At 61.9% G+C, this 12878-nt stretch carries 10 protein-coding genes; 4 read left to right on the top strand and 6 right to left on the bottom strand.

Annotated features, from left to right (window positions below):
• The 6 genes from MUO32_RS20600 to MUO32_RS20575 form a co-directional block, all read right to left on the bottom strand.
• Positions 1-903 (bottom strand): branched-chain amino acid ABC transporter permease, encoded by a 903-nt coding sequence (locus MUO32_RS20600; protein WP_257950258.1) that lies wholly within the window; start codon positions 901-903, stop codon positions 1-3.
• A gap of 286 nt (positions 904-1189) precedes the next feature.
• Complete coding sequence (locus tag MUO32_RS20595; protein WP_257950257.1) at positions 1190-3616, bottom strand: FAD-dependent oxidoreductase; 2427 nt, start codon at positions 3614-3616, stop codon at positions 1190-1192.
• Positions 3617-3768: 152 nt separating this feature from the next.
• Positions 3769-4323, bottom strand: coding sequence for a sarcosine oxidase subunit gamma (locus tag MUO32_RS20590; RefSeq protein ID WP_257950256.1), 555 nt, complete (start codon positions 4321-4323; stop codon positions 3769-3771).
• Between the two features lie 10 nt (positions 4324-4333).
• Positions 4334-7291 carry a sarcosine oxidase subunit alpha family protein gene (locus tag MUO32_RS20585; protein WP_257950255.1) on the bottom strand — a complete coding sequence of 986 codons (2958 nt, stop codon included), beginning with the start codon at positions 7289-7291 and terminating at the stop codon, positions 4334-4336.
• Entirely contained in the window at positions 7288-7563 is a 276-nt protein-coding gene (locus MUO32_RS20580; protein WP_257950254.1) for a sarcosine oxidase subunit delta, read from the bottom strand. The genes MUO32_RS20585 and MUO32_RS20580 overlap by 4 nt, the downstream gene beginning before the upstream one ends.
• 8 nt (positions 7564-7571) lie before the next feature.
• Positions 7572-8822, bottom strand: a complete 1251-nt coding sequence (locus MUO32_RS20575; RefSeq protein ID WP_257950253.1) for a sarcosine oxidase subunit beta family protein — start codon at positions 8820-8822, stop codon at positions 7572-7574.
• Positions 8823-8987: 165 nt separating this feature from the next.
• Here MUO32_RS20575 and cysQ point away from each other — a divergent pair, with 165 nt between their 5' ends.
• The 4 genes from cysQ (at position 8988) to MUO32_RS20555 (ending at position 12875) form a co-directional block, all read left to right on the top strand.
• Positions 8988-9794 carry a 3'(2'),5'-bisphosphate nucleotidase CysQ gene (cysQ, locus tag MUO32_RS20570; RefSeq protein ID WP_257950298.1) on the top strand — a complete coding sequence of 269 codons (807 nt, stop codon included), beginning with the start codon at positions 8988-8990 and terminating at the stop codon, positions 9792-9794.
• Positions 9795-9977: 183 nt separating this feature from the next.
• Positions 9978-11372, top strand: coding sequence for a hypothetical protein (locus MUO32_RS20565; RefSeq protein ID WP_257950252.1), 1395 nt, complete (start codon positions 9978-9980; stop codon positions 11370-11372).
• Positions 11373-11397: 25 nt separating this feature from the next.
• Positions 11398-12192, top strand: coding sequence for an ABC transporter permease (locus MUO32_RS20560; RefSeq protein ID WP_257950251.1), 795 nt, complete (start codon positions 11398-11400; stop codon positions 12190-12192).
• A complete protein-coding gene (locus tag MUO32_RS20555; protein WP_257950250.1) occupies positions 12189-12875 on the top strand; it encodes an ABC transporter ATP-binding protein in 687 nt (228 codons plus the stop codon). The genes MUO32_RS20560 and MUO32_RS20555 overlap by 4 nt, the downstream gene beginning before the upstream one ends.
• Positions 12876-12878 lie beyond the last annotated feature (3 nt).

Here is a 12878-nt window from a genome sequence, read left to right as displayed (position 1 = left end):
TCAAACCTTCTCGACTTCCGGTCGTCCGAGAATACCGGACGGCTTGAAGATCAGGACGATGGCGAGGATGGAGAACGTCGCGACGTCCTTGTAGTCGATGGTGAAGTAGGCGGACCACAGGCTCTCGATGAGGCCGATGAGAAGGCCGCCGAGAACCGCACCCGGCAGCGAGCCGATGCCGCCCAGAACCGCAGCCGTGAAGGCCTTGACCCCCGGAATGAAGCCGTCGGTGAAGACGGTCACACCGTAATACATCAGGTACATGGTGCCGGCGACGGCAGCGAGCGAGGCGCCCATGATGAAGGTCACGGAGATCGTCCGGTCGACGTCGATGCCGAGCAGCGCCGCCATCTTGCGGTCCTGCTCGGTAGCGCGTTGCGCTCTACCAAGCGAGGTCTTGTTGACGATGTACCAGAACACCGCGAGCAATGTGACCGTCAGGACCATGATGATGAGCTGCTTCAGCGAGATCGCGATGCCGAAGACGTTGTAGACCGACGACACCATCGGCGGGATCGGCTTGTTGCGCGGACCCTGCGTCACCTGGATGAAGTTCGACAGCGCAATCGACATGCCGATTGCGGTGATCAGCGGCGCGAGGCGGAAGGATCCGCGCAGCGGCCGGTACGCCACCTTCTCGATCGTCCAGTTCCACAGCGATGCGGTGAGCATCGCGGCGGCGATCATGACCAGCAGCAGAAGCACGACCGGAAGGCCGGCAAAAACGCTTGTCAGAAGAAGGAAGGTGATGAGAGCGGCAAATCCACCCAACATGAAGATATCGCCGTGGGCGAAATTGATCATGCCGATGATGCCGTAAACCATGGTGTAGCCGATGGCTATCAGACCATAAATAGATCCAAGAGTCAGCCCGTTGACGAGCTGCTGGATGAAGTACTCCATATATAATCCCCCGGATGCAGTTCCCTGAGGGCCGCATCTCTTGTTCTTGTCGCTCATTTTTGAGCTTGTTTAGACAATGGGATTCCATACCGCTTTCGATACAAAAGGGAAGCCCAAAATGCCCCGATCGACAATTTCTTTAGTAAGAAGCGTTAAATGACGTAATTAACGCCACGGAAACCAAAAAATTGGCAGCGAAACCGACGCCGTTGCGCAAAATGATGCACAAAATGGGAAAACGGCGACGTCCCGTCTTGGGACATCGCCGCCTCACGTCACGGGACAATCAGCCACGCATTTTCGCACCCGACGGATCGAACAGCGGTTCGGCTTGCAGACGCGCCGGCAACACCTCGCCGAGAAGTTCAATCGACCAGCCGGTTGCAACGTCCGCGATCTCCTTCGACACGTAGCCGACCGCGACCGAAAGGCCGGCGGCATGGGCATAGCCGCCCGACGTCACCCAGCCGCGCACCTCGCCATCGAGATAGATCGGCTCGTCGCCGATCACATCCGCATCCTTCGCATCCAGGATGAAGGTACGCAGACGCAGCGTCCCGCCCGTCTCGCGCTCCGCCCTGGCTGCGGCCTTGCCGATGAAGTCTGCGTCCTTGCGGAGCGCGACGAAACGCTCCAGCCCGGCCTCCAGCGGGCCATAGAGCGGACGATATTCGCGCGACCAGCTGCCATAGGATTTTTCGAGACGCAGCGCATTCAAGGCGCGGAGCCCGAAGAGGCGAATACCGAATTCGGCACCGGCTTCCAGAATGAGATCGTAGAGATAGCGCTGGTATTGCGGCTTCATCCAGATTTCATAGCCGAGATCGCCGGTATAGCTGACGCGCCCGACAATGGCCGAGGCCATGCCGAGATCCATGCGGCGCACGTCCATGAAAGCGAAAGCGGCCGTCGACAGGTCCTGATGTGTCAGTTTCTGCAACACATCGCGCGCCCTCGGCCCGGCAATGGCGAGGCCGACGAGCGAAAGATTCAGCGCTTCGAGCGTCACCGAACCGTCAGCCGGCAGGTGATTCTCGAACCAGCGCATATGATAGTCTTCGGCAATGCCGGAGCCGATGAGCAGGAAATCCCCCTCGCCGAGCTTGGCCAGCGTGAAATCGCCGATGAGCTTGCCGTCGTCCTTCAGCATCGGCGCCAGCGTCATGCGGCCCGTCGCCGGCATGCGGCAGGTCAGCAGCCGGTCGAGCCAGGCCTCCGGTGCCCTGCCCTTCACCGCATATTTGGCAAAGCCCGAGGTTTCCATCAGGCCGACGCTCGCGCGGACGGCCTTGGCCTCCGCGCCGACCGTTTCGAAGTCCGTCGAGCGCCGCCAGGAGAAATGGTCCTCGACGCCCTCGGGCGCGAACCACAGCGGCGCTTCGAGACCATAGGACGCGCCGAAGACCGCGCCGGCCTGCTTCAGCCTGTCGTAGATCGGCGTCGTCAAAAGCGGCCGGCCGGCCGGCAGCTCCTCGTTCGGATAGCGGATCGAGAAGCGGCGCGAATAGTTTTCGCGCACCTTGGCATTGGTGTAGCCGAGCGTCGCAAAGTCGCCGTAGCGGGAAACGTCCATGGCGAACACGTCGAAGCCGGGGTCGCCGTGGATCATCCAGTTGGCGAGCGCCAGACCGACGCCGCCGCCCTGGCTGAAACCCGCCATGACCGCGCAGGCCGACCAGTAGTTCGTCATGCCGCGCACGGGACCGACGAGCGGATTTCCGTCCGGCGAGAAGGTAAAGGGGCCGTTGATGACCTTCTTGATGCCCGCCTTGTTGAAAGCCGGGAAATGGCGGAAACCCACCTCCAGCTCCGGCGTGATGCGCTCGATATCCTCTTCCAGCAGCTCGTGGCCGAAATCCCAGGGGGTCGTCAGCGGCGACCACGGGCGGCAGGCCTTTTCATAGGTGCCCATCAGCATGCCGTTGCGCTCCTGGCGGAGATAGATTTCCCCGTCGAAGTCGACGCAGTGCATCAGCTCCTTGCCGCGCGTCTGGTTGAATTCGATGACCTCGGGCATGTCCTCGGTGATGAGATACATATGCTCCATGGCGAGCACCGGCAGCTCGAGCCCGACCATGCGGCCGACCTCGCGCGCCCAGAGGCCGCCGCAGTTGACGACATGCTCGGCGATGATCTCGCCCTTGTTGGTGATGACGCGCCAGCTGCCGTCCTCGCGCTGCACCAGGTCTTCCACCTTGGTGTGCAGGTAGATGTCGGCGCCGTTCTTCTTGGCCGATTTCGCATAGGCATGCGTCGTGCCGTAGGGATCGAGATGGCCTTCGACCGGATCGAACACCGCCCCGACAAACTGGTCGGGATCGAGCAGCGGCATCAGCTCATGCGCTTCCTTCGGCGTCAGAAGATGCGCGTCGAGGCCCATATAGCGGCCCTTGGCGAGGATCGACTTCATCCAGTCGAACCGGTCCTTGGTCGATGCCAGCATCATGCCGGATGTCATGTGCAGGCCGATATCCTGGCCGGAATAGTCCTGGATCTCCTTGTAGAGTTCCACCGTGTATTTCTGCAGCTTGGCGACGTTGGGATCGCCGTTGATCGTGTGCATGCCGCCGGCCGCATGCCAGGTCGAGCCGGAGGTCAGCTCCGAGCGTTCGACGAGCACGACATCGGTCCAGCCGAACTTGGTCAGGTGATAGAGGACGGAACAGCCGACGACGCCGCCCCCGATGACGACGACCCTTGCATGGCTCTTCATGAAAAACTCCGGCTTGGCGGGTTGAAAGGGAACTTCGTGCTGCAGACGAAACGCAGCCTATTTTGTCCCCCGGAGGCCTCACAAGCCCGTGGTGCGAAACCTCATGTCGCTTTGTCGATTTTGGATGTCGGGCAGCGGCGCGCGGACGCGGTTCAACGCGTCGCGAAATCCACCGACAGGTCGTGGCTGCGCGCCATGACCTTGAGATCGTCCACCAGGGCCCCGGCGAAGCTGCGCATGACCACGAGATCAAAACTCTGGTCGCCCGTCCGGACAAGATTGAGCGAGAGGTGATTGCACAGCACATTCGCCGCCCGGCCGACGGGGAAGGCATCGGCATGAAGATCGACCGCGATGCCGTTCGCCAGAATGCGCGCGGCATCCGGCCCTGAAAGGGTCAGCACGACACGCCCGTGGCTCTGATCGACGACAAAGGCGAAACCGCCGAGGCGGACGGAAAGCTCGGCGGCGAGCGTCTCCGGCGCATGCACCTGCGACAGGACGAGCCATTCGCCGGGGCCGGAAAACCGCGCTTCGAATTCGCCGTTCGACACGAGAATGCCAGCAGCCTCGGCCGTCTGCCCGGGCCCGGCGAGAACCATGGCGATCGCCATCGTGCGATGGACGGAGAGGTGATTCGCCCGCCGCTCCGCGATTGCGCCGATCATGCCGTCGAGAGCATGCACCGCCTGATAATCATAAGCCATCGCCTCTACCTCACGCCATCAGCTTGGTGTTTTCACGGTCGACGAAGACGGGATCGCAGACTTCCGCAAACGTTTCCACGCCGCGCAGCTGATCCCAGACCACGATTTTCTCGCCGTAGCGTTCCCGGCCGGATTTCAGGAAGGCGAGCGCGATGTGCCCGCCGAGCGTCGGTGAGAAGCAGGCGGAGCTGACCCAGCCCTGATCGTTGAGCGTCGAGGGTTTTGCCCCGTCCTTCAGCAGATGCGCACCTGCGCGAATGTCTTTCTCCGGTTCCAGCACCTTGAGACCGACAAGCTGCGCACGGTCGGCCGCCGTCAGGCCGAAGCGGGCGGAGAGGCGCTTGCCGATGAAATCCGGCTTGCTCGTGCCCATCATGCGGCCGAGACCGGCGTCGTCGGGCGTCACGCGACCGTCAAGTTCCGCATGGGTGACATGGCCCTTTTCGAGGCGCAGCACGTTCAGCGTTTCCACGCCATAGGCGCAGATGCCATGCGGCGCACCCGCCCGCATCAGCGCATCCGCCACCGCCTCGCCATATCCGGCCGGCACCGCCAGTTCATAGGCGAGTTCGCCGGAGAACGAGATGCGGAAGAGCCGCGCCTTCAGATTGCCCTTGAGCCGCACCGCACGCGCCGCGAGGAACGGGAAGGCCGCGTTTGAAATGTCGTCCTCGACGACAGCCTGCAGGATTGCGCGTGCCTTTGGTCCCGCAATCGACATCTGCGCCCACTGGTCGGAGACCGACAGGAAGCGCACCCGCAGGTCCGGCCAGAGCACCTGCGCGGCAAATTCCATATGCGAGAGCACGCCGCCGGCAAGGGCGGTGGTGGTCGTGACGAAGAAATGATCCTCACCTAGCCGGCTCACCGTGCCATCGTCATAGACCATGCCGTCCTCGCGCAGCATCAGGCCATAGCGGGCCTTGCCGACGGGGAGTTTCAACACGGGATTGCAATAGAGCCGGCTGAGGAACTCCGCCGCATCCGGCCCGAACACTTCGATCTTGCCGAGCGTCGAGACATCACAGAGGCCGGCGTTTTCGCGCACCGTGCGCACTTCGCGATCAACGCTTTCCCGCCAGGTCTTCTCACCTGCCTTCGGGAACCAGGAGGAGCGATACCAAAGCCCTGCATCGATGAAGACCGCGCCGTTGCGCGCCGCCCAGCCATGCAGCGGCGAGCGACGTATCGGCATGGCGTGTCCGTCGACGGACGTGCCGGCGAGCGCACCGAAGGAGACCGGCGTATAGAACGGCCGGAACGTCGTGGTGCCGACTTCCGCGGGGCTGACCCCGCGCATGCCGGCGAGAATGCCGATGGCGTTGATGTTGCCGAGCTTGCCCTGGTCCGTCGCCATGCCGCCCGTCGTGTAGCGCTTGGCATGTTCGACATGGCCGAAGCCCTCGCGCACGGCAAGGCCGAGATCCCCGGTGTGCACGTCGTTCTGGAAGTCGACAAAGGCCTTCGATTTCGCACCCGGCACATGCCAGAGCGCGGTGAAGGACGGATCGGTTTCCTCACCGATGACAGGCCGCTCGATCCCGACTGCCTGCCGACCGATCGCCTCGACAATCGCCGACGCCTTGCGCGCGCCATCGTCGAAACATTCCGAGAGACGATAATGTCCCGCCGCCGCGCCCGCCGTCACCAGAGCCGGTCCTGCTTCGGGTGCCATGAACGCCTGAAGGGCCTCCGACCAGACCGGCTTGCCACCACGCTGGCAGGCCAGGTGGATGACAGGGCTCCAGCCGCCTGACATGGCCACGGCGTCGCAGCCAATCAGCTCTTCGAAGCCACCGCGGTCCGCAACCACCGCCCGGACCCGCTGCCGCCCCTTCGTATCGACGATGGACCCGCCGCGAACAAGCCGCACGCCATCGGGCGCCACATCGCCGGACGCCGCGCGGCTATCGATGAGCACAGCGATTTCGACGCCCCGGGCGGCGAGATCCTGCGCCGTTCGATAGCCGGACGAACCATTGGTAAAGATCGCGACGGATTTGCCCGCCGCAACGCCGAAGCGGTTGGCATAGGTGCTGACGGCGCTTGCCGTCATTATGCCCGGCCGGTCGTTGCCGCCGAACACCAAAGGCCGCTCCTCGGCACCGGTCGCAAGGATCGCGTGCTTCGCCACGATGCGCCAAAGCCGCTCGACGGGCTTTGCGGCATCGAGCGCCGCAACGTCCTTCTGCACGCGTTCGAGCGCGCCGAAGACATTGTCGTCGTACCACCCGAAGACGGTGGTGCGCGGCATAAGCGTGACGTTCGGGCTGTTCTGCAGTTCCTCGACCACACGCCGGGCGAAGACATAGGGCGGCTCGCCGCCGACAGGTGCGGTTTCGGAAAGCAGCGCGCCGCCAAGAACGAAATCCTGCTCCGCAAGAATGACGCGCAGCCCCGACCGCGCCGCGACAAGGGCTGCGGCAAGGCCCGCCGGACCGGCGCCGACCACGAGGAGGTCGCAATGCGCCCAGCTTTTCTCATAGGCATCGGGATCGCGCGGCAGGTCCGTTCGGCCGAGGCCGGCGGCGCGGCGGATCAGCGGTTCGTAGACCTTTTCCCAGAAGGCGGCCGGCCACATGAAGGTCTTGTAGTAGAAGCCCGCCGACAGGAAGCGCGACATCAGGTTGTTTACCGCGCCGATGTCATAGGCGAGGCTCGGCCAACGGTTCTGGCTGCGGGCTTCGAGACCATCATAGAGCTCGGCAACCGTCGCCTTGGTGTTCGGATCGCGCCTTGCACCGCTGCCGACCGTCACAAGCCCGTTCGGCTCCGATGGCCCCGCCGTCATGATGCCGCGCGGGCGGTGATATTTGAAGCTGCGGCCGAGGAGAAGCCTGTCGTTGGCAAGCAGCGCCGAGGCGAGCGTATCGCCGGCATGGCCGGTGAGGCTAGCTCCGTCAAAGGTGAAACGCAGGGTGTGGCTGCGATCGACAAGGCCGCCGGAGGCAAGGCGAAAGGCACTCATCGCGCACCCTCCCCGGCCTTGGCCGCATCCGTCACGGCAAACACCTCATGGGTGAAATTGTCCCGCTCCACAACCAGCCAGCGCCGGCAGCCGGCCACGTGCTGCCAATGCTCACGGATACGCCCGCGTGGGTTGACCCGCAGATGCACATAGTCGTTCCACGCCTCGTCGGTCGCCATGGGCGCCGGGCGGACGGGGTTGGCGTCACCGCGGATGAAAAACTCTTCCTTGGGACGCGTGCCGCAATGCGGACAGGAAATCAGGCTCGCCATGGTTCAGCTCAATGCAGGTTCGGCTGGGTGCCGGCACCCGCCTCGTCGATCGGGAAACCGCGCTCGAAACGATCGAGCCGGAGCGCACGCGCCACGTGATGGCTCTCGCCCTTGGCGATGAGATGGGCAAAGCAGAAACCGGACGCCGGCGTCGCCTTGAAGCCGCCATAACACCAGCCGCAATTGAGGTAGAGGTTATCGATGGGCGTCTTGTCGATGATCGGCGAACCATCCATCGACATGTCCATGACGCCGCCCCAACTGCGCAGCACACGCACGCGCGAAAGGCCGGGAATCATGGTCACCCCCTCCTCCATCACATGCTCCGCCGTCGCGAGGTTGCCGCGCTGCGCATAGGAAGAGTAGCCATCGATCTCCGCACCGAAGACCAGCCCGCCCTTGTCCGACTGCGAAATGTAGAAATGCCCGGCGCCATAGGTGATGACGTGATCGATGCAGGGCTTCAGCCCCTCCGTCACGAAAGCCTGCAGCACATGGCTTTCCAGCGGCAGCTTCAGCCCCGCCATCGCGCCGACGCGCGATGAGTTGCCCGCCGCCGCAAGCCCCAGCCTGTTGCAACCGATAAAACCCTTCGTCGTCTCGACGCCGATGACGACGCCGTTCTCCCGGCGAATGCCGGTAACCTCGCAATTCTGAATGAGATCGACACCAAGCCTATCGGCGCCGCGCGCAAAACCCCAGGCGACGGCGTCGTGCCGCGCCGTGCCGGCGCGCTTTTGCAACAGCCCGCCGATAATCGGGAAACGCGCATGGTCGAAATTGAGGAAGGGCAGCATCTTCTTCAGCGTCTCGCGATCGAGCTGCTCGGCGGCCACCCCTTCCATCATCATAGCATTGCCGCGCCGCGTATAATGATCGCGCTGACCATCGTTATGATAGAGGCTGATAATGCCGCGCTGCGAGAGCATCACATTGTAGTTGAGCGCCTGCTCCAGCCCCTCCCACAGTTTCAGTGAAAACTCGTAGAACGGCTCGTTGCCGGGCAGCATGTAGTTCGAGCGCACGATCGTCGTGTTGCGGCCGACATTGCCCGAGCCGAGATACCCCTTCTCGATCACCGCGACATTGCGGATACCGAATTCCTTGGCGAGATAGTAGGCTGTTGCAAGGCCATGTCCGCCGCCACCGACGATGATTACGTCGTAATGGGATTTCGGCTCGGGCTCCCGCCATGCAGGTTTCCAGCCGAGATTTCCGGCAAAGGCTTGTTTTAGAATGGAGAGAGCGGAGTAACGCATGAAAAATCCCGGATCAGTCGCACCACATTCGCATATGCAGCACAAACGGCAAGGCCGTGGCGCAAGTCCGGCGCGGTTTCCACACGCAGTATTTGCTTTCCAACCGAGCCGCGGCTAAGCCATGGGGCAGAAAGGCTAGGGACGATGCAGGCAGAGACAGCAGAGCTGAAACGCGTCATGGAGAGCGCAGCCCTCGCCGCCGGCCGCGCCATCATGGCCATTCACAGCGCCGGCCCCGACGTGCACTACAAGCCCGACAGTTCCCCGGTCACCGAGGCGGACGAGGAGGCCGAACGCGTGATTCTCGAAGCGCTCGCCCGGCACTTCCCTAAAATCCCCGTCGTTGCGGAGGAGGCGGTCGCCGCCGGCCAGATGCCCGACATTTCCGGCGGCTTATTCTTCCTTGTCGACCCGCTCGACGGCACCAAGGAATTCGTCGCCGGCCGCAACGAGTTCACCGTCAACATCGCCCTTGTCGAAGCAGGCGTTCCAATTGCCGGCATCGTCTACGCTCCCGCCCTTGCCATCGGCTTCATCGCCGTCGATGGCCACGCCGAACGCTTCACCGTGGCAGATGGCCGCACCCTCAGCAACCGGCAAGGTATCGGCTGCCGCGGTCGCGGTGAGGCGCTGACCGCCGTCGCCAGCCGCTCGCACAATACACCGGAGACTGCCCGCTTCCTCGACGACCACGGCATCGACGCCTGCACCGCGATCGGCTCCTCGCTGAAATTCTGCCTCGTCGCCGAGGGCCTTGCCGATGTCTATCCCCGCTTCAGCCGCACCATGGAATGGGACACCGCCGCCGGCGATGCCGTGCTGCGCGCAGCAGGTGGCGAAACCCGCACGCTCGACGGCAGTACCCTTATCTACGGCAAACGCCGGCAGCTCCACGACACCGATTTCGCCAATCCGAACTTCATCGCCTCGGGCGCCGGATGGTGCGGCGCGGCGACCCCGGTCACAAAATAACCCGATTGCTCGACGAGAAGACGCACGCAGTGAGAACTCGAAAATGCGGGAATTCGCCTTGGAGGACTGTTTCGCAGAATTCCAGGCGGCATTTTTGTTGTCTGTAAAGGTTATTTCGAATAATCTGCCGATGGTAAGCATTTAGGCGACTAACCGGTTTTCTTTGGGAAAGAGTGGTCCGACGTGAAAGAAGAGAAGACGCCCGTAGAGGCGGAAGCCCAGCCCCACGTCGCCACCGGAGCCAGCAGCCTGCTCGATATCGCCAAGCAGCGTGTCAAACAGCGGGCGGAAGACAAGAAGGTCGTTGCCCTCAAGAGGGTGCCCTCCAGGCGTGCGCCAGATCCCGATGCCAACGACGAAGAAGACCTAGGCGCGCGCGCGCGCACGAAAACCGACATCGTCAAGAAGATCATGACCCTGCCGGAGATGCCGAAGCGGAAGCGGAAGCTCCCGTGGACGCAGATATCCTTCGGCCTCGTAGTGGTTGTCCCGACGATCCTGACCGCACTCTACTTCGCCTTCATCGCCAGCCCGCAATATGTCGTCGAAACGCAGTTTTCGGTTCGTGGCGCCAACCAATCATCCCTCAGTGGTCTCGGAATACCCGCGCTTGTCGGAGGAGGCTTGCAGTCCGGCGATTCCTATATCGTCGCGGACTATATCCACTCCGCCCAAATTTTGCCCGACATCCGCGAACAGACTGGCGTCGACATCAGGACGGTCTACTCCCGACCGAACATCGATTTTCTTTATCGTGAAAATGACACGCGCTCGCTGGACGAATTCCGCGACTATTGGCGCGACATGGTCGATGTCAGCTTCAACTCCACCACCGGCAACGTGACGATGCGCGTCTTCGCGTTCTCCCCGACCGACGCGACGCAGGTGTCTCAATCCATTCTGTCGGTTTCCGAGCATCTCGTGAACACCCTTTCGGACAAGACGCGCCGACAGGTTGTCGATGTTGCCAATCAGCAGGTAGCGCGTTCCGAGGAACGTCTGCGCAATATTCGCAAGCAGATGACCGAATTGCAGATCAACGAGCAAGCGGTCGATCCGGCGACAGTTGCCACTATGGAAGCGACGATCATCAGCTCGCTCGAGCAGGAGCTGGCAAGCCTTCGCACACGCTACAAGGCGCTCGTCGATTCCATCAGCAGCGACGCCCCGTCCGCACGCGTGATCGAACGCAAGATCAGCGCGCTGGAAGCGCAATTGATCGAACAGCGGAACCGCCTCACCGGTGACGTCGATCAACCAGCCGACGGCAAGACGACGCGCAGCGGCACCGACACCTCGAGCGCCCTGCCGCAGATGATCAGCCGTTTCTCGGAACTCGGTGTCGAGCAGGAATTTGCAGTGAAGGCCTATACGGCGTCGCTGGCGGCACTGGAAGCAGCGATGCAGGAAGCTCAGAAGCAAGAGCGGTATTTCGCCGTCTATGTCCCGCCGCGTGAGCCGGAAGTCGCCCTCTATCCTTTCAGCCTGCTGAACACGGGCATCGTCCTCCTGTCGTCGATCAGCCTTTGGGTCATCGGCTACTTCGTATTCCGCTCCGTCAAGGATCATGCGATCTGACGGCGCGAAGAGACCGAGCGGTGTGATGAAGGTGGTAACCGAGAAGAATTTCGCCTACGCTCTCAGCGAGAACATGCGGATCATCGCTGCGCTGGTGGTGAGAAGCGCAGTGACACGTTTCGGCGAAAGCCGTATGGGCTTCGTCTGGGTTCTGATCGAACCAGTCGCCTATGTCAGCGTCTACCTTCTCATCCATGCGTGGATGCGCGCGGGGGTACCATTCGGGGATAGTGCCCTACTCTTCTTTCTGACCGGCATTTTCGGTTTCCGTATGACGCGTGGCATCGCGCGCAAGACGGAACGGGCAATCATCAGCAACCAACCGATGTTGACCTATCCGCTGGTCCGTCCGCTGGATACCATCATTGCCACTTTCCTCACCGAATCTACGATCTGGCTGATCATCTGCTGGCTGTTCATGGGCGGACTTTCTCTCATGATGGATAGATCAGTTATCGTTTATCCCGCCGATTTTGCGGAAGGCCTGCTGGCGATCCTGTACTTCGCGCTCTCCTTTGCGACGTTCAACGCGATGTTCAGTGCTCTTGTTCCGCGCTATGACACCTTCATGAATATGCTCAGCATGCCCCTTATGCTGGCGTCCGGGGTTTTCTTCGTGCCGACCCAGCTGCCGCCGGAATTTCAGGCCATTCTCTGGTGGAACCCGTTTTTGCATTGCGTTGAATGGTTCCGCACATCCACCTATCTTGATTATAACGCCTTGCTGAGCAAACAGTATCTGCTTGGTGTTTCTACTGGCCTGCTTGTGATCGCCTTGAGCGTCGAGCGCATCTTCCGCCGAAAGATCGTCGCCTCATGATCATTTTCGACAACGTCAGCAAAGCCTACCCTCGCCCCGGCGGTGGCAAGAAAATCATTCTCGAAAACTTCACCGCAACCTTTCCTCCCGGCATCAATATCGGCATCCTCGGCAGGAACGGTGCGGGAAAATCCACGCTCATGAGCATGATTTCCGGCAGTGAAATGCCGGACTCTGGGCGCATTCTGCGCGATGGCAAGATTTCCTGGCCGCTGGGATTCAAAGGTGGCGTACACGGCAAGCTCACCGGCGCCCAGAACACCCGCTTCATCGCCGATATCTACGGCAAGCCCCGCAACAAAGTGCTCGACTTCGTCGCGGAATTCTCGGAACTGGGCCCATATCTGGATATGCCGGTCAGGACCTACTCCGCCGGTATGAAAGCGCGCCTTTCCTTCGGCATCTGTATGGCGATCGAGTTCGAGTATTACCTGATCGATGAGGTCATCGCGGTCGGGGATTCGACTTTCAAGAAGAAGTGCAAGGAAGTCTTCGAGCAACGGCGGGAAAACGCCTCTCTTCTGCTCGTCTCGCACTCGGCAGGTCTGCTTCGATCGTTTTGCGATGTCGGCGGGGTGATGAACAATGGGACGCTGACCTTCTTCAACGATATCGAGGAAGCCATTCAGGTTCATGAAGAGATTCTGCGCTCCAGTTCGGCAGCACAGCGCAAATCGGCCTGAAAG

This window comes from Shinella sp. CPCC 101442 (assembly GCF_024704725.1).
GTDB lineage: Bacteria > Pseudomonadota > Alphaproteobacteria > Rhizobiales > Rhizobiaceae > Shinella.
The sequence above is the reverse complement of the archived record's forward strand: the minus strand, read 5'-3'. Positions and strand labels throughout refer to the sequence as shown.